Consider the following 21,078-nt stretch of genomic DNA (forward strand, 5'->3'; position numbering starts at 1 on the left):
CCGGTAGGCTGATCACTCCTCAAACAATCAAGGATGATTGGCCATGTCTCCCATACCCGAGTCTGCCGAAAACGCAGAAAAAGGTCGGCACTACGAATTCATCAAGTCCGCCGTCAGCGACAGTTTCAAAGGCGCCACCGTTGCCCGGGGCCAAGCGTTGGCAGCCGTGCCACTGAAGATCGAACCCTGGTACTTGAAGGCGCCAGACACCTGGCTGGAAAAGCTCGCTGCCGCCAATCTCAAGGCCTGGGCCTCACAAAACCCGGTTGACCACCTGATGGCGAAAACCGATCTGCATGCCTTCGCCGAGCCGTTGCTCAAGGCCGCAATCAAACGGCGCCATGGCCTGGAACTCGATGTCAAGAAAACCTACCTGCGCCTGTACATGCCCAAAGACCAGCCCTGGTACACGATCAAGCTCTCGGGCGGAGTGACCAGTCGAACGGTTTCCCTGCTGGACGCCGCGCTACACAACTTCGCCAAAAGTGAAACGGTTGATCGCGGCTCCGAGTACATCAGCCAACCCGATGAACGCGGTTTGTTCGACGTCTTGCCTATCAGACACAGCATGTCCATCGCCCAGTTTCAGACGCTATGCCGGGATCTGGACATCGGCGCTCATTATGAAAAGCATTTGCACAGGTACCTGTTGCCCGGCGAGCCGGTGGCTGAAGCCGTTCTGAAAAACAGGGTGATACAAAGCCAGCAAGACGCCCTCACCGCGGCCGCTTACATGGCGCTGATCAAGAACGACATCCAGGTCGACACCTGCACAATGCTGTTGAACCTGGCCGAAGACAAACCGCAACTGCTGCTCAATGGCCGCGCCATGTTGTGCTGCGACCTGTCGATTCTCAGCACCCGGCTGACCGGCATTCTCCTGCTCATCGATGCGGTACGCGACAGCCGCGGGATTCGACGCGTGATCGCCTATGTCCCCCATGATCCGGATCATCCGCTCAAGGAGTACGACTCGCTCAAGGCGTTCAAGGACGAACTGACTCGCCAGTTGCGCGAAAACAAATACATCGAGTCAACCAAGCAAACGTATCGCCAGTTCTTCAGCGATTTCGTCGATCAGCAGCAGCGTGGGCACTTCTTTGCCGAACTGGAGCAACGGCTGTTCATTTATCGGTATCACCCGCGCCAGGATCCGACCGACCAACGACCGCCATGGCGCCAGGACCCGGTGGACAACCCAAACCTGCAATTTGATCGTGTGCAGTTGCAAGGCAACTACTGGCGGCACCTCTATCAACAAAAGTTCAACAAGATCCTGAATGATGCCCGGGAGTTAGCCGTCTCCACCGCCGACACTGACAGCAAGGCACGCTGGGCCTGGTGGGAAAATTTCCAGAAAATGCTCTCGGACATTCTCAACGTCGCGCTGTTGGTCGTCACACCGTTTGTACCGGTGCTGGGCCAGTTGATGTTGGCTTACACCGCTTACCAACTGGCCACCGACGTTATCGAGGGGATTGTCGATCTGGCCCAAGGGCAGTCGCTGGAAGCCGGCGAGCATCTGATCAGTGTGGTAACCGACGTCATTCAACTGGCAGCCTTTGCCTCGGGCGCAAAAATCGGCGAGGTCGTTCGCGTCAAACTGTCATCGCTGGTCGACGATATGAAACCGGTGAAACTGCCCAATGGCAAACCCAGCCTCTGGCATCCCGACATCAAGCCTTACGAGCGCAACGACATCAGCCTGGCACCCGACGCGAAACCCGACAAGCATGGCCTGCATTTGTACGGCGATGAAAGGGTCTTGCTGTTGGAACGTAAACTCTACGCGGTCGAAAAAGCATCGAGCGAACCGACGTCCAAGACCCATCGCATCAAGCACCCGACACGCCCAAACGCTTATAAACCGCTCATCGAACACAACGGTCACGGTGCCTGGGTGCAGGAAATAGAAAACCCGCGCGACTGGGACTTTGCGACGTTGATGCGTCGTGTCGGGCACAGCGTGGAAGGCTTTTCGCCGGTGCAACGGGAACAGATCCGTGTGATCAGCGGCACGCACGAAAACCAACTGCGCCAAATGCATATCGATAACACTGCACCGCCGCCGCTGCTGACCGACACCATCAAGCGTTTCAGTGCCTATGACGATGCCCGACTCGCCAGTGCGAACATCCGCAATGGCCGCCCCATCGACCCGCAGGCCGTCTGGTTCGAGCCGCTGCTGACGAGGCAGCCAGGCTGGCCACGCACCAAGGCGCTGAAGATTTATGAAAGCGCCGACCTGCAGGGTTACGCGCGCACATACGGCGATGCCAATGCAGCGGATGCCGATACCCTGAGCATCAGCCTTGCGGATCTCACCTCGGGCAAACTGCCGGAACGGTTGGCAAATTTCCTCGACGATACTGAGTTCAAACAACTGCTTGGTCGCGACGTCCCTCGCAGCGACCGGGCAACAGCGGTGCGCAACCTGCTCGCGGATGCCGTCGACATGCGCCAGAAAGATGTCTCCAATTACCTGTATCAAGTGGGTGAAAAATCAAACAAGGCCGATATTCGCGCCGTACAAAAAACATTCCCGCAGCTCCCGTTGCCGTTGGCCGAGAAGGTCGTGGCCCTGGCAAAACCGGCCGAGTTGCAACGTATCGCCGACGAAAACCACTTGCCACTGCGCCTCAAGGCGCAGGCGCGGGAACTGGATTTCGAAGCGTCCACCGCCCGCGCCTATAACGGTTTTTTCCAAGAGCAATGGATGCTCCCGGAGACCGAGCGACTGGCACTCAACACCCTCAAATTCAACACCGACACCTTTGCCGATGTGCGTTTGGACGTGCACGACGGCAGCTACGACGGCCCGCTGCGCTGCAGCGTCGGCGCGGATGATGCAACCACCGTCAGACGTCTGGTTCGTGACGAACATGGCCGCTATGAAGTGCTCGACGCCAACAATCGCACGCTGCATGAAGCCGACGACTTCTACGAGTCGATCCTGCATGCCCTGCCTGACGAAAAACTGCAGGCAACGGGCTACCGGCGCGGTCAGGGTCAACGCCTCAAACAATGGCTGTTGGAAACATCCGCCGAACCGGCCGAGCGCCGCAGCGTGATGGCCGAACCACCGATTCGTCGAGTGGCCAGTGTTGAAACCGAAACGCTGACAGGCCGATGGCCGTGGCCCTGGGCGCAAAACACCCCGGAACAGAAAGTCCGAAAGCTGTACCCGAAAATGTCTGAGCATCAGGCAAAGGTGTTCATCGAAAAGCTGCGCAAGAATGGTGATCCCACTGACGCAATCAAACACCTGGAAGGCGAACGCGAGCAATTGCGCACAGAGATGCAAAATTGGCGGGAAAGCTACCCGCCCGATGTGGATGGCTCGGGAGAACCGATCCCCGGAGTATCGACGCAGTACATGCAGGAGGGCGGGAGGCATATCGAGGAACGGCTGCTTGAGTGCTTCGAGCGTCAAAACGACACTTATGCCGAGCACAGCAACCCTCAAGAGCAAGGCTATTCGCTGGACCTGTCCAGCTCGCTTTCGCGGCCGAACCTCGATCGTTGGTGGGGCGATCTGCGCAAGCGGCCCGGGATGAAGAGACACCTCGACCAGATCACTGCGCTGAAACTCGATAAAACGCGTTTCTCGACATCGTCCGATGGCGTGCTTGGCAGTTTCCCCAAGCTACGTGAATTGAGCGCGCGTCAGTGTGACCTGACGGAGATCCCTCCCACCCTCGGAGAAATGCGTCACCTCCAGAGTCTGGATCTGACCGACAACCGCATCAAGTTGACCGTGCGTTCAAATGAACAACTTGGCGGTTTGATTCGCCTGCGATCACTGAACCTGAACGGTAACCCGTTGCGCCAACCACCCGATGTCGGGCGGATGTATCGCTTGAAAGACCTCAGTCTGGCCAATACCGATATCCAGTCCTGGCCCGAGGGCCTGTTCAAGGTCGGCTCGGTGGACAAGCATCGTCCCCGCGGTTTCATGCTGGATATGCGTCATACGCCGATCAATACGCTGCCCGAAGTCACACCGGGTTCCGATCAGGCCTTTATCCTCAGTCGTGCGCGTTTCGACACGGCGAAGCTTTCCAATGAGGATCGGGTACGCTACGGCACTTATCGCCAATCCACCGGCATGGCCTTTGTGCAGACCGATTTTCCGGCCGCCACAAACGAACTAAGCCACTGGAAATCGTTTCCCGGTGAACCGGACGGGTTTGGTCCCTCGGCGTCTTTGAGCAAGTACCGCGAAGAGTCCTGGCACGATCTGATGGCCGAGCCAGGCTCCGCAGATTTTTTTGCCGTCATTGCCCGGCAGAGGCGAACCGCTGATTACCAGAACACGCAAACACGCCAACAACTGACCCAGCGTGTCTGGGAAATGATCGATGCCGCCGCGCTGGATTCCGACCTGCGTGAAGAACTGTTCAAACAAGCCAGAGAGCCCGATAGCTGCCGCGACGGCGGCGCCTATCTGTTCAACTCCATGGGCATCAAAGTGCTGGTCTCGAGGGCCTATGCCGAGCCGGCCTCGGCCCTTGCGCTTGACCACAATCTGGCGAGGCTGGCCCGCAGCCGCGCACGCCTGAACATCGTCGGCGATATCGCTCGAGAAGAAATCGGCCGTCAAGAGCAACAGCATCTGATCGATCCGTCGAACAATCGCGCGCCGGATGATCTTGAAATCCATATGGCCTATGAAACCGGGTTGGCGGAACGGCTGGAGCTGCCTTGGCAATCAAAAGGCATGCTTTACCAGCAGCGATCAGGCGTTACCCAGGCGAAGATCGACGCGGCCTATGACTCGTTCAAGCTGCGCGAAAGCGGCAACGGACTGGTCGACGGCATGATTGACCCTAACGGGGATGATTTCTGGGAACGCCATTTGCGCAAAACCCATCCGACACAATATGAGCGCAATGATCTGCGGTTCGAGGAAAAACCGGGCCTGCTGGATGAGTTGCGCCTGGCACAAGCGGAGTACGCCAATGCCAACGCGCAGACTCAGATGAACCCGTTGATACGAAAGATGGAAACCCTGGCCGATCAACTGAACATTCCCCACGCGGATATTTTCAGCGGCGAGGCCATGAGTCAGGCGCGGTACGACCGACTGCTGAACAATATCGGTTATTCGCGTAACGAACTGTCCAGACAATTGACCCGCGAAGCGTTGATCAGCATCGGCCATTGACCCTCGCAAGGCGCCAGCCCTGAACCCGGGGCTGGCCAACTGATGCGCACTAACCCACCTCCGAATCCCAGATCACCGTGATATTGCCCCTGTAAATTCGGCCTTGGGCGTTGTCGATCATCCAGTGGGTTTGCTGTTCATCCACTTCGAAATGCAGGGTTCCCGGCTTGCGATCGATATAGAAGCCGGGTTGAAACGGTGCTGTCGCCTCGATCCCCAAGCGCTTGCGCGTGACCGCTTGCCCGGCGCTGTCGGTCAAGCCGTTGGGCAAACTGACACTGACGTCCACCGCGCCCGCGAACCCCTGCCCGTCTGCAATGGCGCAACCCGAGCCCACGCCCAGACGGTGCTCGCATTCAAGCTTCATGGTGAATTTCGACGACGCCGAGATATGGAATATCTGATCGCGGTAAAGGCGCGAAGGCTTGCGTCCACTGTCCAGCCAGCGTTGCCAGCCGCCTTGCGGTTCCAGTACGACTTTGTCGCCCCCGGGTGGAATATCCACTTTCAGGGTGTGCTGCACGTCCAGCACAAAATCGAGGGTGAGGCTGCTGTCGTCCGGCTCAAACAGTTTGCCCATATCGAAATCCCCTCCAGGTCCCAGGCTGTAAGTCAAGGAACCGGTATAACGGCCGGTAGACATGTTCAACGGGTTGGGTGTGCGCAGCTCGTAGGCGAAGTCCAGCTTGTCGAAATACATCGACGGAATGTGGTACGCCGGCACTTTAAGACAGTGGGCCTCTTGCGTGGTTTTCCAGAAAAACCGCCAGCTGTCCTCCTCGTAGGCGCCTTCGCCGCTGTACCAGCAAGGGGCAGGTATTGCTTGTACCCAATTACCCGTGGTCCATAACCTGCTATGGCCTTCAAGTGCATTGCTGCCGCCGGCCAGTCGCACAGCCGGATGGCTCAAAACATACCTGGAGCCCATGCCAGTAATGCGTATTTCCACAGATTGCGTTTCCTGTGTCTGGCTGTTTGTCACGGTCAGCCGCCGCAAATTGGCGGGGGCCTTTACTGCCGCCCAGTCAAAGATGCCTACGTAGCGGGTAGAACTGAAACGTATGGGTAATTCGATGCTGAACATGCCGTTATTTTCACATTGGCCCGGATAGGTGGCGCAATAACCGCTGTTCGGCGTTTTGTTGACGAACGTCATCTTGTCTGGTCTGGAAGAATCCGGTTGGAACAACGCATGGATCTCCTGATTGATCGCCTGCGCCTGAGGGATGCTCAACGCCGCCATCCATATCACCCCAATGAACCTGTTCATGCGTCGCCCCGCCTCTGCTGAACTCTTTTTATTGGTCTGCCTGCGCACCCGGCGCGCGGGCATTGAACAGCAACAACACGTTGCCGCTGTAATCCCCGGCCCGATAGCCGCCGGCCGGTTCAACCGGGTCGATCACCAGCGCCACGCGCTTGCCCGCGGCCGCTTCTTCCTGAGAAAGGACCTGCTGCGGCGTCACCTGCGCACTCAATTCAACGCCATTGAAGGTGACCCGCAGACCGATCTCCTCACCCGGCCGGCCATTGGACAGGTAGGGAATAGCCTCCAGGCGCGCTTCAATCGCGCTGTTGTCGTGCCGCACATCGAAATTCTTTTGCAGGCTGCCCAGGGTCGAACGCGGATAATCCCATGCGAGCCGTTGCGGGCGGTGGATCCAGTCCGGTTCTGCCGGAATGATGTAAAACGCCCGACTGGGGATGGTCAGGGACACTTCAAAGGTGCGTATTTCCCGAGCCGCCCAGGCCGTGGAGTTGGCCAGCGCCACCGTGGCCATCAGCGCGGCGGCGGAATATTGCTTGATCATGTCGGTTACCCGTTGCGTCAATGAAAAGCAGGCCTAGCGGCTCACAACTTTCAGGGCTTTCCTGTCGGCGCCCTCGATCAGAAAGAAGCGGTACTCACGCCCCTTCTCCTTGTCGAAGGCGAAGCTCTTGCCCGCCAGCACATGGTGTTTGGTCGTCGCGCCGCAGTCGGTTTCCTTGGTCAGTGAACAGTTTTTGAACTCGTCGACGATCAACACCGTATTGCCGTCGTTGCGCAATTCGTAGCGACTGTCGGTTTCGTTGATGACGGTGGCGAACCGCGCATCTTTGGGCCGCACGAAAAAGACCGTACCGAATCCGGTCATCACGTTGACCCCGGCCTTGAGGGCTTTTTTGTAGTCTTCGCGCTCTTCGCCGGTGACGGTGAACTCGTCTTCCTTTTCCGGCACCACTGGCACAAAACGCACTCGGAAGTACCGCTCGCGATCACGCTCGCCCATATACAGCAAACGGGTGCCCTGCATGCCCTGGGCCGGCACGATCAACCGCGCGGGGCTTGCCATCAAGCCATTGCGCGAGGCACCGTCGGCGGCGTTCGCCACAGGAATTTCCTGTGGCTTGCCCTCAGCGTCGTAGACGATTTCCAGCACGTTGACCTTGACGAACGCCGTGGCATCGCCGCTGTTGAACACGCGTTTGAGGTAGGTGCTTTTATCAGCCTCGAGATAGTCGTACACAGTGCCGACATTGATCTGCGGACCCGCCTGCGCCGTCAGGCAAAACAGGCTGAGCACGCCCAGCAAAAAACCACGGTTCATCGTTTTCAGCTCCATGAAAAATGAAAATCGCCTGCCGGAGGTGCTCACACTTCCGAGTCCCAGATGATGGTGATGTTGCCGGTGAAGGTGTCATTCACACCGGGTCGCAAGACAAAGTCGATGGCGTCCTTGGGCATTGCAAAACGCAAAGAACCGGCCTTGCGCTCAAGGTAGATCTGCGGCTGGAACGGACCGACCCATGTGTTGTAGAGCAACATGACCCGATTGACGTCTCCGCCTCCGGGACCACTGATCCCGGGGGGCAATGTGAGGAACGTTTCGACTTCGGTAGTATTGGTCTTCGGGCTGCGCAGGATGCACCGTGAACCACCGTAGGAGTTGCACAGCATCATGACTTTGAACCGGGACGAGGCGGAGATGTAGAACAGTTGATCGCGGAAAATGCTGGATGGCTTGCGCCCGCTGTTGACCCAGCGCGTCCAGCCGCCCTCGGGCTCCAGCACCACTTTATTGCCACCCGGTGGCAGATCGACCTTGAGGGTGTGCTGCACGTCCAGCACGAAGTCCAGGGTCAGGCTGCTGTCGTCCGGTTGAAAACCGCCCCCGATATCGAAATCGCCGCCACTGCCCAGGCTGTAGGTCAGTGAACCGGTGTACAAACCCGATGACATGCCCAACGGATTGGGTGTGCGCAGTTCATAAGCAAAGTCGAGGGTATCGAAGTACATGGATGGAATGGTCGCCAACGTCTTCTTGGCGCAGTATCCCTCGACGGGAGTTTTCCAGAAAAACCGGTAGGTGGCAGGAGTGTAAGCGCCGACACCGCTGTATTGGCAGGGCGGGGACGCATATACCCAACTGCTGCTGTCCCAGAGCAGTTGATGGCCCAGCAGTACGTCGCTCACGCCGACCAGTTCGTGGGCCGGCTGGCTCAGGACATAGTTGGAGCCGACACCGGTGATACGCACTTCAACGATTTCCGTTTCCATCGTCTCGGTATTGATCACCGCCAATGAGCGCCAGTTGGCAGGCACCTTTATTCCAATCCCCCAATTCGGTGGGAGGGTCAAAGGGGCATCGAACCGGAGCGGCAATCGAATGCTGAATATCGAGTTTTCCGCGCATTGATCGGGGTAGTCGGCGCAGTACCCACTGTTGGGGGTCTTGTTGACGAACACGTTCTTGCGCGGCTGCGATGGGTCAGGCTGGAACAACGCCCGAATCTCCTGAGTGGCCGCCTCGACCACCGGCAGGGCCAGCGCCAGGCACAATCCCAGCAGGCATGTGGCTTTTTTCATAGGGATCAACCCGCCTTCTGTTCGGTGGAGGTCACATCGGCCAGGGTGTCCGGTGTGCAGCGCAAATCGCCGATCATCAGCACATTGTTTTCGCGCCGATGCTGGTTTTCTTCCAGCCGGAACTGGCAGAGCAATTGGTTATCGCGACGCACTTGCAACGTCGGCGAGCCGGCGTTCATTTCCATCGAGAAGAACCCGTCCACCTCGGTCACCCCGCGACTGGCGTGGTTGATCACATGGTGACCCTTGAGCGGCCGCCCTTGCCCGTCGACCAGACGGCCGAGCACGGTCAGTGTTTTCATCACGCGGATCTTGCTGTAACCCACCCCACCCTTGTTCAAGTGATAACGGGTGCGCGCCGGCTCGATGGTGGCTGCCGGGACGTGATTGCCTTCGAAATCGAAACCCACAGAGCTGTTTTGATAGGCCGTGATCGGAATGAAGTTGCGCCCCGGTTTCAATGCCGCGCTGCCGCCGACGTAATCGTCGGCGCGCAAGATGACGTCATCGATGTCCGACTCAACATCGACGATCATCCCCGCACCGCGCATTTCGCTCTGACTGGTCATGAGCATGTGCTGGCCGCCGACCACCAGCGTGCTATCGACGTTGAGGCCACCGGTAAAATTACCGCTATAGGACGAACGCTGAATGAAACCGTCGCCGTTGACCGCGTCGGTACGAAAGTTCGCCAGGCTGGACATCCCCACGCCATAGGTGTCGGTCAATGCCGTCACCGACACGCTTTGCAGCACATGGTCTTTCAGGTCCTTGCGCCAACCGATGGAGCCATTGTTGTCGCGGCTGCCGTCACGGGCCGTGCGCGAACCGATGCTGCCGGTAATCTGCTGACCAGGGGCACCGAGCGCCAGATTGACACTCAGATCGACCCCGCGATTGCGCGCATCGCCGCTGCTGTAACTGCCCGGGCGATCAAACAGCGACAAGCGCCAACTGGCGTCGCTGCCAAACAGATCGGTGCGTTGCGTCCAGCCCATATCCAGTCCGATGCCCTCAACGTTCCCCTCACTGTGGGAGACCCTGGCGTTGAGCGAACTTTTACTGCTGACCCGATGGTTGACTGCCAGTGACGAGTTACTGGTCTGGCCGATAAACACGTTACGTGGGCGAACCCGCGTGCCGTCCGGCAGCGTGTCGTAAGTGTTGGTGGTGTCGAGCCAACTGCGGCTGTGGCTGACCACCACACTGCCGGCCCCGTAGCTGTAAAGACTTTGCAGATCCAGGCCTGTGCCGTAATCCTCGGTCTTGTAAACGTTGGCGTACAGGCTGATGTGATTGGCCAGCGTCCAGTCGATGGACGTGCCGTATTGCAGTTTTTCGCGGATCTGGCGCGCCGACAGCCCGAGAATCACCCGCGGGTGCATCAGATAGTTGACCGCCGCGCCAGCCGTGGGGCTGCCGCTGGACTGGGTGTCCCAGTTGCTCAGCAGCTTGCTTTCCTCACCGGCAAACACGTTATAGCGCCAGCGCTCATCGAGGTTGCGCCAGTTGTTGGGCTTGTACACCAGCTCCTGAGTAGTGGAGGTGATTTGACCGTCTTCGATCAGCCGCACTTCCACTTCATAGATGCCACCGGGCAAGGGCCGGGTGTCGAGGGTTTGCAAACCGGCGGGCACCGATTGCGTGTTGATCAGCAAGCCGTCGCGATAGATCTCCACCGAACCCTGACGGTTGGCCGTGACATAAATCGGATAGACGCTGGGCATCGGGCTGTTGATCGCCAGACTGTCGGAGCTGCCGTACATCACGCCGACGGCCGTGTCGGGGCTGTTGCCGAACGTACGCGGCTGGCGGGTCAACCCTTCGGAATTGGGGGTGAAATAGCCCAGTCGAAAAAAACTGCCTTGCAATTCGCGCTGGGTGTGGAATTCGTGTAGAGCGTGGTAAAGCTTGTCGTCCGGCCCGCCGAGGCGCGCCAGTTGCAGGTTCAGCGTCTGGCTCCAGTTGCCCAGACTGCTGATGGCCTCAAGGCCAAAGCGTCCGCCCAGATCCTGACCTTGACCGCCATTGAGATTGAGCTGATTGCGCACCATCAAACCGTTACTGCCGTCTTTGGGCTGTTCGTGATAACGCTTGGCTTCAACGTCGCGCTCGGCATTTTCGGTGAGGATCGAGACCAACGAATTTTCCAGGTTGTAATGCACGGCCAGCACCTGATCCGGACAGGAACCGACGCAGTTGCCCAGAGGCACGCCAGGCTTGAGAAAACTCGCCCATTTTTCCCGCTCGGCAGGGCCGAAACGGTTCTCGCTGGTGTCGGTGAATTCAAGCAATGTGATGCGGTCGTCGCGGGACAACACCACCATGGCTTCGCCCAACGGCTGGCGATCAAGTTCAACCCGAACAGCCAGAGGCACATCAAAGAAATGCTCCTCGAAATCCGCCGGCAGGCCTTTGGCCTGGGCCAAAAGACTTCGCGGCGTCGTGCCGGCGGAGTTGGAAGCCACGGCTACGCTGGCACAAAACAACAGCGCAAGCGCAGCCGCGATGGGTGTCATCGGGAACATGAACTCTTACTCTGATTACGAATGATGAAGTCCGACGGGGCACGCCCAGTGGCTTGCCCCGTCGGTCAGCGCTGTGGAGAACTCAGCGCCTGTTGCCGGATCGCTCGATCAAGGCGTACCGACCGGTGGCACTGCATCAAAGGTCATTGCCACAACACCGGTGTAATCACCCGGGTTGAAAGCGCTGCCGATGGCACTGATTTTGATCGGCGCACGATAGTTCACGTCCGACTCTGCCTCACCGACAACTTCCTGAGGGGTGGTGGTCAGGGTCTTGTTATTGACTTCGACTTTAAGCGCGATCTCATTGGAGCCCGAGATCAGTTTTGGCACGCTGTCCACACTCGCGTGAACCGAACCGTTGTTGTTGCGCACATCGAAGAAACCGTTGACTTCGCTCATTTTGCCGGTAGTTGGCTGATAGCTCATGTCCTGATCCTTGTTGACCAGATCAGGATTGGTCGGCACGACATAGAAGCCGTTGGTCGGCACGTGAGCGACGATGCTGATGGAGTGAGCGGCTTCACCAGCGGCGAACGCTCCCGATGAACCGAGTGCCAGAAGAGCCAAAGGAGCAGCGATTGCGATTTTCTTGAACATCGTTCAGTACCTTGTTTTCTATAAGAGAAGGAATGATTGAAAGTTCAAGTCGAACGCCAGGGGAGTTGAGCCAGATCAACTTGAACTTTCAATGCCGGGGCATCATCGACTGTTCCCTCTGGAAAGTAAGCAAGTAACTTCCTATAAGCTCGTAGTTAAACAACCTCATGACCCGCAAGAAAAAAGAACAAAAAAACGATATTCAAAACAGTGGCTGTAAGTTACGCCCTACACACAGATAAAGTTAAAAAACCATACAGCAATATCGCCCAGATATAACGGGACCCAGTTAGAACTTTAGAATAGTTACTCGATTAAATAGAGTCTTAACTTTAACTTCAAAGTTATTGATCGCAGGACAAGCATGAACATTCGACCTGTTGCATTCCCGGATGAGAGCCGCTCGTCAGACACACCTGTCACCTTGCGAAAAACGCCTTGCACGACCGTTAAGATATATCTTAAGTTGTATCTAAACATGACGAGAGAAGACAGAAATGAGAGACCCTCATTCCCACCACGGCGACGGCCGCGACGGTTTCGAGAAGCGCCCCGGTCGTGAGCGCGGCGGCCGTGGCCCACGGGTGTTCGCCCCCGGCGATCTGAAATTGCTGCTGCTGGCGCTGATCGCCGAACAGCCGTGCCACGGCTACGACCTGATCCGCCAGATCGAGGGCATGTTCGACGGCGCCTACAGCCCGAGCCCGGGCGTGATCTACCCGACCCTGACCTTTCTGGAAGAAAGCGACTTGATTGCGGGTGACGCCGAAGCCGGAAAAAAACGTTACAGCGTGACCGACGCCGGTCGTTTGTCTTTAAGTGAGCAAGCCGTCGCACTCGATGGCGTGCGCATGCGCATCGACGTCAGCAAGCGCTCGTTGCGCGGGCATGACCGCCCGCCGGAAATCCACGAGGCGGTGCACAACTTGCGCCACGCCCTGCAACTGCACCACGGGCGCTGGAGCCCGGAAGAAATCCTGCGCGTGCGCGACCTGCTCAACGACACCGCCAAAGCCATCGTCGACGGCCCTGCCGTTCAACTTGCCCCGGAGAAAGCCGAATGACCGCAGTCGATACGCAAACCATTCACCGCGTGATGCACGAAATTAAACGCCGCAAGTTGCAAGTACTACGGGTGGTCAACCTGACCCCGCGCATGCGCCGCATCACCCTGGGCGGGCCGGAACTGGCCGGGTTTATCAGCCTGGGCACGGACGACCACGTCAAACTGTTGTTCCCGCAGACCGCCGAACAAGCAGCGGCGCTGGAAACCCTGGAACTCGGCGCCGGCAAGGACAACGGCCCGATGCCCGAGATGCGCGACTACACCCCGCGCCGCTATGACCTCGACACGCTGGAACTGGACATCGACTTCGTCCTGCACGGCGACGGCCCTGCCTCGACCTGGGCCGAACAGGCTGCACCTGGGCAGTACCTGCACATCGGCGGGCCGCGCGGTTCGATGATCGTGCCGGACATCTTCGACAGCTACCTGCTGATCGGCGACGAAACCGCCCTGCCCGCCATCGCCCGCCGCCTCGAAGGCCTGGCAGCCAATCGCAAGGCGCTGGTGGTGATCGAAGTGGAAAACGGCAGTGAGCAACAAGTGCTGGAAAGCCCCGCGCAGATCAATGTGATCTGGGTACTGCGTGAGGGCGGCAAGGACAACCTGATGACCACCGTCCAGCAGTTGCAGGTGCCCAAAGGCAATCTGTATGCGTGGGTAGCCACGCAGACCAAGGTCTCAAGGCAGATCCGCCGGGTGCTGCTCGATGAGCACGGGCTGGACGAGAAGCGGGTGAAAGCCGTCGGCTACTGGCGCGCCGAGGGTTCTGAAGAAGAGTGACGTTCCCCCGTGGGAGCGGGCTTGCTCGCGAAGGTAGTGGATCAGTCAATAAAACGGTGACTGATTCACCGCGATCGCGAGCAGGCTCGCACCTACAATGATCGCCAGCGGTCGATGCCGATCAACACCAATGCAATCGCCACAAACCCGACCAAAATCCCCCCGGCATTGATAAACACCTGTGGATAACCCAACACCGCGACATCAATGAACGGGTACGCATACGCGCCCAGCAAATGCCCGCGCAGCAAGGCGTAAATGAAATAGACCAGCGGGTAAATCAGCCACAACGGCAGATGCCACAAACGCAACGTGCCCTTCGGCACGCAAAACCACCAATAGCCCAGGAACACCAGCGGCATGACGTCGTGGAGCAATTCATCAGCGATAAATTGCCAACCTTCGGGGTGCCATAAATGCCGCAGCAACAGGCTGTAGGCGAGGCCGACCACGGCGATGCTCACCGCCACTGCGCTGCTCACCCACGGTTGCAGAAACCAGCGGCATGCGGTGCAGTGGCGCGGCGTGACGGCACACGTCAGCACCGTCGCCACCAGCGTGTTGTTCAGGACCGTGAAATAACTGAAGAAACTCACCAGCCCACCCAGCAGACCGGCATCGACGCTCAAACGGGCGAAGAAAATCAGGTAGAGCTGAAGGCCCAACCCCGTCCAGCCGAGGATGGCAGCGAAAGTGATCAGACGTCGCTGCAACAAGGCGTTCATCTCAGAGCGGTCGCTTGGTGCGCGCAAGTTTGACGTACAGGCGCTCGACCTTCTCCCGCGCCCACGGCGTTTTACGCAAAAACGTCAGGCTCGACTTGATGCTCGGGTCGCTCTTGAAACAACGAATGTCGATGCGTTCGGCCAGCCCCGACCATTCGTAGTGGGCCACCAGCGCCGTGAGGATGTGTTCGAGGGTCACGCCGTGCAGCGGATCGGGGGAGTGTTCGTTCATGCCAGGCCTTTGGACGAAGTGAATGTGCAGAAGCCGCGCACCTTAGCCGAGGGGGTGTTCGGGTGGAAGGGCTTGCTTCAAATGTAGGCCAACCTGAGAAGATCGCAGCCTGTGGCTTGACTCACAATGCGCCCGTTTGACGCACTGTTACCAAATCCGAAAGGGTTCATGTCAACAAAACCCCTTTGTCTTTTTGTTACAGATCATTATCCTGCCGCCCTTCCGCTGAATCGCTTCACTGCCTGCGTCAAATCGTAGCGCTCAGCTCATCCCCCAAAAAAGATCAAGAAAGACCCATTTATGCCCGATTTTCCGTTTTTCCGAGACAGCGCTATCTCATCCCTGCGCCTGATCGGCGGTTGCACTGCCCTTGGCCTCGCCACCTGCGCCCAAGCGGCTCCCGCGTTCGACAGTGAGTCACCGTACATGCTCGGTGACTGGAACGGCACGCGCACAGAACTCTCGGAAAAAGGCTACGACTTCAAGCTCGATTACACCGGTGAAATGGGCAGCAACCTGCACGGCGGCTACGACCACGACCGTACCGCGCGCTACAGCGATCAGTTCGGCTTGGGCACGCACCTGGACCTGCAAAAGATCCTCGGCTGGGACGACGCCGAGTTTCAACTGACCATTACCAAACGCAGCGGCAACAACATCAGCAATGACCGCATCAACGATCCGCGTGTGGGTGGTTTCACCTCGGCTCAGGAAGTCTGGGGCCGTGGCCAGACCACGCGCCTGACGCAGATGTGGTATCAGCAGAAATTCTTCGATCAGAAACTCGACATCAAAGTCGGTCGTTTCGGCGAAGGCGAAGACTTCAACAGCTTCCCGTGCGACTTCCAGAACCTGGCGTTCTGCGGCTCGCAGGTCGGCAACTGGGTCGGCGGCATCTGGTACAACTGGCCGGTCAGCCAGTGGGCGCTGCGCGTCAAATATCACCTGACGCCGCAGTTGTATGCACAGGTCGGCGCCTATGAGCAGAACCCGTCGAACCTCGATCGCGGCAACGGCTTCAAACTCAGCGGCAGCGGCACCCAAGGCGCGATCCTGCCGGTGGAACTGGTGTGGACGCCGACATTCAACGGCCTGCCGGGCGAATACCGCGCGGGTTACTACTACAGCAACGCCAAGGCCACCGACGTCTATAAAGACAACCAAGGCCAACCGGCCGCCCTCAGCGGCGAAGCCTATCGCAGTGCCTCCAGCAAACATGGCGTGTGGCTGGGTGTTCAACAGCAAATCACCAGCATGGCCAGCGATAACAGCCGCGGCTTGAGCGTGTTCGCCAACGGCACGATGCACGACAAGAAAACCAACGCCATCGACAACTACGTCCAGGCCGGCATGGTCTACAAAGGCCTGCTCGCCAGCCGCGCCAAAGACGACATCGGTTTCGCCCTGGCCCGCGTTCACGTCAACCCGGCCTATCGAAAAAACGCCGAGAAGAGCAATCAGGCCCGCGCTGTTTATGACTATGACGATCCGTCGTTCCTGCCGCCGCAAGACACCGAATACAGCGCCGAACTGTATTACGGCGTGCATGTGACGAACTGGCTGACCGTGCGCCCGAACCTGCAGTACATCCGCCACCCGGGCGGCGTCGACAAGGTCGATGACGCACTGATCGCGGGGCTGAAGATCCAGTCCTCGTTCTAAACAACACCGCTCTACCCCTGTGGGAGGGAGCTTGCTCCCGAATGCGTCGTATCAGCCAACACACCAGCCATCTGACACACCGCTTTCGGGAGCAAGCCCCCTCCCACACAAGAATTCAGTTAGCTAGACAAGTTTTATCTGAACCATGCCCACGCCAAATCGTCATCTAAAGTGACTACAGCGCGGGACTACATAAACGTCACGGAGATTCACACTATGAGCACCGAAAGTGCTTCGAGTCGAGGCCGTCTGCTACCGAGCCTGCTCGGCATTCTGCTTCTACTGATGGGCCTGGCCATGCTGGCCGGGGGAGTCAAACTGAGCATGCTGGGCGGCTCGCTTTACTACCTGCTGGCCGGTATCGGCATCGCCCTGACCGGCATTTTGATGCTGCTGCGCCGTCGCGCAGCGCTGGGCCTGTACGCCATCGTGCTGTTCGCCAGCACTGTTTGGGCCTTGTGGGAAGTCGGTCTGGACTGGTGGCAACTGGTACCGCGTCTGGCGCTGTGGTTTGTCCTCGGCTTCTTGATGTTGCTGCCCTGGTTCCGTCGTCCACTGCTGCTCGCAGGCCCTGCGCCAATGGGCACCGGCGGTTTGACCGTGGCGGTGGTGTTGGCCGGCGTCACTGCTCTGGCCAGCCTGTTCACCCACCCAGGCGAAACCTTCGGCGAACTGGGCCGCGACACCGCAGGCACCACCAGCACCGCGCCGCCAATGCCGGACGGCGACTGGCAGGCCTATGGCCGCACCGAGTTTGGTGACCGTTACTCGCCACTCAAGCAGATCACCCCGGCCAACGTCGGCAAGCTGCAAGAAGCATGGCGCATCCAGACCGGCGACCTGCCGACCGCTGATGACCCGGTTGAGCTGACCAACGAAAACACTCCGCTCAAAGCCAACGGCATGATCTATGCCTGCACCGCGCACAGCAAAGTGCTGGCACTGGACCCGGACACCGGCAAGGAACTGTGGCGCTTCGACCCGCAGATCAAGAGCCCGGTCGGCTTCAAAGGCTTCGCTCACATGACCTGCCGTGGCGTGTCGTATTACGACGAAGCCGCTTACGCCAAGTCTGAAAACGCGGCTTCCGCGGTCATCTCCGAAGCAGGTAAAGCCGTTGCTCAGGCTTGCCCGCGTCGTCTGTACCTGCCAACGGCTGATGCGCGCCTGATCGCGCTGAACGCCGACACCGGCAAAATCTGCGAAGGCTTCGGTAACAAAGGTGTGGTCGACCTGACCCAAGGCATCGGCCCGTTCACCGCGGGTGGCTACTACTCCACCTCCCCGGCCGCGATTACCCGTGATCTGGTGATCATGGGCGGTCACGTCACCGACAACGAGTCGACCAACGAGCCATCGGGCGTGATCCGCGCCTTCGACGTGCGCGACGGCCACCTCGTGTGGAACTGGGACAGCGACAATCCGGACGCCACCGAGCCATTGGCCCCGGGCGAAACCTACAGCCGCAACTCGGCCAACATGTGGTCGCTGGCCAGCGTCGACGAAAAACTCGGCATGGTTTACCTGCCACTGGGCAACCAGACCCCAGACCAGTGGGGCGCCAACCGCACCCCGGGCGCCGAGAAATTCAGCGCCGGTGTTGTTGCCTTGGACCTGGCCACCGGTAAAGTGCGCTGGAACTACCAGTTCACCCACCACGACCTGTGGGACATGGACGTTGGCAGCCAGCCAACCCTGCTCGACATGAAAACCGCCGACGGCGTGAAACCGGCGCTGATCGCCCCGACCAAACAGGGCAGCCTGTACGTCCTCGACCGTCGTGACGGCACGCCGATCATTCCGATCCGCGAAATCCCGGTACCGCAAGGCGCCGTGAAAGGCGACCACACCGCACCGACCCAGGCGCGTTCGGACCTCAACCTGCTGGCCCCGGAACTGACCGAAAAAGCCATGTGGGGCGCCAGCCCGTTCGACCAGATGCTGTGCCGCATCCAGTTCAAAGAGCTGCGTTATGAAGGCCAGTACACCCCGCCGTCGGAACAGGGCAGTCTGATCTACCCGGGCAACGTCGGCGTGTTCAACTGGGGCGGCGTCTCCGTCGACCCGGTTCGCCAGATGCTGTTCACCAGCCCGAACTACATGGCCTTCGTCTCGAAAATGGTGCCACGCGCGCAAGTCGCCGCCGGCAGCAAACGCGAGAGCGAAACCGCTGGCGTGCAACCGAACACCGGCGCGCCTTACGCGGTGATCATGCACCCGTTCATGTCGCCCCTCGGCGTACCGTGCCAGGCCCCGGCCTGGGGCTACGTCGCCGGTATCGACCTGACCACCGGCAAAGTCGTGTGGAAACGCAAAAACGGCACCAGCCGCGACAGCTCGCCAATCCCGATCGGCTTCACCCTGGGCGTGCCTAGCATGGGCGGCTCGATGGTCACGGCGGGCGGCGTCGGCTTCCTCAGCGGCACCCTCGACCAGTACCTGCGCGCCTACGACGTCAACTCCGGTAAAGAGTTGTGGAAAGCGCGTCTGCCGGCTGGCGGCCAAGCGACCCCGATGACCTACACCGGCAAGGACGGCAAGCAATACGTGCTGCTCGTTGTCGGCGGCCACGGCTCGCTGGGCACCAAAATGGGTGACTACGTGATTGCGTACAAACTGCCGGAATAAGATTTAGCGGCGGTAAAGAAAAGGCGATATCCCGAAAGGGGCATCGCCTTTTTTGTTGCACCACAAAACAGGGTGGGAGCAAGCCCCACAGTTTGATCAGCGTTGGATGTAGGAATAGTGCCTGCCCTACAGATGCTGGGGATTGCGCGGAGATTTCCGACAAGTCGCGTCGGTTGTGCATCAACAATGGGGTGGATAGGCTCGGGGGGGGCGCTGCAAATTCAGCGATGGGGCGTCGCGGCCCGACAACTGATGCATAATCGCCAACCTCACGGCACCTCGGTGCCTGTTGTTTGCGTCATGGCCGCTGTGCGCGGGATTCCTTCTTGGAGGTATGCCGATTTCTCAGTTATCGGTCCGCGAGCCCGCGTACAGCTGCCACCTCCGATTGCGGCGCGGCAATCGACGGCACCAGCAAATCGTCATGCTGGCGGAACTGGCGGTAAACCGCGTACTGGATGACCACAAAGTCCCCGCCCAAACCTGACAACCCACCCGATGCAGGAACTGCGGAAGGCCGCTCCTGCATCGGGTGAGCGTTAGCCCGGCTGAATCAAAAGGCTTTCCCTCCACTTTTCATCCGCTCCAATCGATCAATGATCAATTGCTCGGCCTGTTTGCGGGTCTCTAGCAACAAACTCTCGTCTGTTGCGCTATAGATCACCTGATAACGCAGACCTGGAGTGTCGGATGAATATTCGCGAATGGTGAAACCTTGGTAATTCGTATCTGTATAACTCATGGCTGAATCCTTGAAGTCGGTAGATTGGCGGATAACTCCCTGGCGCCCAAGGGGGCCTGCTCAATCTCCGGGTGACTGGCCAATTTGTCTACTGTCAGAAATTACAGGCGCTCAAGACAGGTTCGAAATAAACCGCAATGAATTTTGATCTATGAGTGAACCGTGAAATCGAAGATGGCGAACGACTTCAAAACGACCTGGAAAAAGGTTCGCGGCCGGTTTCCTACAGGGTTGGCATCGAGCGAGATATTTCCGACAAGTCGTGTCGGTTGTGCGTCGGAAGTGGGGTGGATAGGCTCGGAGGGTCGCTGCAAATTCAGCGAACGGGCGTCGCGGCCCGACCTCTTAAGGCATAATCGCCCGCTGACTGCAGCTCATAAGTGACTGTCAGTTTGTTTTATGGCGGCTGTGCGCGGGATACCTTCGGGTATGCCGAATTGCCTTGGGAGTCGGTCCGCGAACCCGCGTATAGCTGCCACCCTCAAATTGCGTCGCGGCAACTAGAGGGATGGCTCCACTATTCCCAAGGAGTCAAACATGAAAAAACCAACACCCAATCCCCCCGAAACCAACGACACCTCGCCCTACCAATCCCCCGATTCGAAGAAATTCCACGAAGCAGCCGAACGCGCCCTCGACCACTACCTCAAACCTAACGTCGCCACCCTCAGATTCCACAAACCCAGCACCATGTTCCAGGTCGCACCGGATCAGGACAGCGAAAGCCTGCTGGTCCACGCCTGCGAGTCACTGGCGCAAGCCAGCCTCATGACCAGCGACATCGCCGCCTACATCGACCTCCCGCAGCGGCGCACGATTATGGCGATTCAGCAGATCATCATGCTGGCCGAACTGGCGGTGAACCGCGTACTGGACAACCACGAAATCCCCCAACCTCCCGCACAAAACTGATCTCCCGTGGGAGCGAGCCTGCTCGCGAAGGCGTCAGCGCATTCAATATTTATGGTGCCTGACCCACCGCTTTCGCGAGCAGGCTCGCTCCCACAGTAGGATTTAGTGCATCCAGCAAGAGAATGGTCGGCTGCCCCGCCGCCATCGCTGGCAAGCCAGACTCCCACAAGGATTGAGTACTACCGATAG

The 21,078-nt window shown here is 58.8% G+C and carries 15 protein-coding genes; 6 read left to right on the plus strand and 9 right to left on the minus strand.

Annotated elements, in window-relative coordinates; translation table 11 throughout:
- The first annotated feature begins 43 nt into the window (after positions 1-43).
- On the plus strand, positions 44-5,167 hold the full coding sequence (locus tag K5E40_RS18815; RefSeq protein ID WP_221732139.1) for an NEL-type E3 ubiquitin ligase domain-containing protein: 5,124 nt from the start codon (positions 44-46) through the stop codon (positions 5,165-5,167).
- 49 nt (positions 5,168-5,216) lie between these two features.
- Here K5E40_RS18815 and K5E40_RS18820 read toward each other — a convergent pair whose 3' ends face one another.
- From K5E40_RS18820 to K5E40_RS18845, 6 genes are all read right to left on the minus strand, one after another.
- Complete coding sequence (locus K5E40_RS18820; protein WP_221732140.1) at positions 5,217-6,437, minus strand: hypothetical protein; 1,221 nt, start codon at positions 6,435-6,437, stop codon at positions 5,217-5,219.
- Positions 6,438-6,465: 28 nt separating this feature from the next.
- The gene (locus K5E40_RS18825; protein WP_221732141.1) at positions 6,466-6,978 is read right to left on the minus strand and encodes a CS1 type fimbrial major subunit; all 513 of its coding nucleotides are present in this window, start codon (positions 6,976-6,978) and stop codon (positions 6,466-6,468) included.
- A gap of 33 nt (positions 6,979-7,011) precedes the next feature.
- Positions 7,012-7,755 carry a molecular chaperone gene (locus K5E40_RS18830; RefSeq protein WP_221732142.1) on the minus strand — a complete coding sequence of 248 codons (744 nt, stop codon included), beginning with the start codon at positions 7,753-7,755 and terminating at the stop codon, positions 7,012-7,014.
- A 44-nt stretch (positions 7,756-7,799) separates the two neighbouring features.
- Positions 7,800-9,014, minus strand: coding sequence for a hypothetical protein (locus K5E40_RS18835; protein WP_221732143.1), 1,215 nt, complete (start codon positions 9,012-9,014; stop codon positions 7,800-7,802).
- A 5-nt stretch (positions 9,015-9,019) separates the two neighbouring features.
- Entirely contained in the window at positions 9,020-11,542 is a 2,523-nt protein-coding gene (locus tag K5E40_RS18840; protein ID WP_221732144.1) for a TcfC E-set like domain-containing protein, read from the minus strand.
- Positions 11,543-11,650: 108 nt separating this feature from the next.
- Positions 11,651-12,142 carry a CS1 type fimbrial major subunit gene (locus tag K5E40_RS18845; protein WP_221732145.1) on the minus strand — a complete coding sequence of 164 codons (492 nt, stop codon included), beginning with the start codon at positions 12,140-12,142 and terminating at the stop codon, positions 11,651-11,653.
- Between the two features lie 497 nt (positions 12,143-12,639).
- Between K5E40_RS18845 and K5E40_RS18850 the strand changes: the two genes are divergently transcribed.
- Both K5E40_RS18850 and K5E40_RS18855 read left to right on the plus strand, forming a co-directional pair.
- On the plus strand, positions 12,640-13,206 hold the full coding sequence (locus tag K5E40_RS18850) for a PadR family transcriptional regulator (RefSeq protein ID WP_221732146.1): 567 nt from the start codon (positions 12,640-12,642) through the stop codon (positions 13,204-13,206).
- Positions 13,203-13,988 (plus strand): siderophore-interacting protein, encoded by a 786-nt coding sequence (locus K5E40_RS18855; RefSeq protein ID WP_221732147.1) that lies wholly within the window; start codon positions 13,203-13,205, stop codon positions 13,986-13,988. The genes K5E40_RS18850 and K5E40_RS18855 overlap by 4 nt, the downstream gene beginning before the upstream one ends.
- A 92-nt stretch (positions 13,989-14,080) precedes the next feature.
- Here the strand turns inward: K5E40_RS18855 and K5E40_RS18860 are convergent, their stop codons facing one another.
- Positions 14,081-14,713 (minus strand): Pr6Pr family membrane protein, encoded by a 633-nt coding sequence (locus K5E40_RS18860; protein WP_221732148.1) that lies wholly within the window; start codon positions 14,711-14,713, stop codon positions 14,081-14,083.
- A gap of 1 nt (position 14,714) precedes the next feature.
- Positions 14,715-14,945: a VF530 family DNA-binding protein gene (locus tag K5E40_RS18865; RefSeq protein WP_221732149.1), complete on the minus strand. Its 231-nt coding sequence runs from the start codon at positions 14,943-14,945 to the stop codon at positions 14,715-14,717.
- A gap of 300 nt (positions 14,946-15,245) precedes the next feature.
- On the opposite strand from K5E40_RS18865, the gene K5E40_RS18870 reads away from it, so the two are divergent.
- Positions 15,246-16,607: a carbohydrate porin gene (locus K5E40_RS18870; RefSeq protein ID WP_221732150.1), complete on the plus strand. Its 1,362-nt coding sequence runs from the start codon at positions 15,246-15,248 to the stop codon at positions 16,605-16,607.
- A 216-nt stretch (positions 16,608-16,823) separates the two neighbouring features.
- Positions 16,824-19,235: a glucose/quinate/shikimate family membrane-bound PQQ-dependent dehydrogenase gene (locus tag K5E40_RS18875; protein WP_221732151.1), complete on the plus strand. Its 2,412-nt coding sequence runs from the start codon at positions 16,824-16,826 to the stop codon at positions 19,233-19,235.
- Positions 19,236-19,788: 553 nt separating this feature from the next.
- Here the strand turns inward: K5E40_RS18875 and K5E40_RS18880 are convergent.
- Positions 19,789-19,977, minus strand: coding sequence for a hypothetical protein (locus tag K5E40_RS18880; protein WP_221732152.1), 189 nt, complete (start codon positions 19,975-19,977; stop codon positions 19,789-19,791).
- Positions 19,978-20,514: 537 nt separating this feature from the next.
- On the opposite strand from K5E40_RS18880, the gene K5E40_RS18885 reads away from it, so the two are divergent.
- Positions 20,515-20,889 (plus strand): DUF6124 family protein, encoded by a 375-nt coding sequence (locus K5E40_RS18885; RefSeq protein ID WP_221732153.1) that lies wholly within the window; start codon positions 20,515-20,517, stop codon positions 20,887-20,889.
- Positions 20,890-21,078: the final 189 nt, after the last annotated feature.

It is taken from the genome of Pseudomonas baetica, assembly GCF_019733355.1.
GTDB classification, from domain to species: Bacteria; Pseudomonadota; Gammaproteobacteria; order Pseudomonadales; family Pseudomonadaceae; genus Aquipseudomonas; species Aquipseudomonas baetica_A.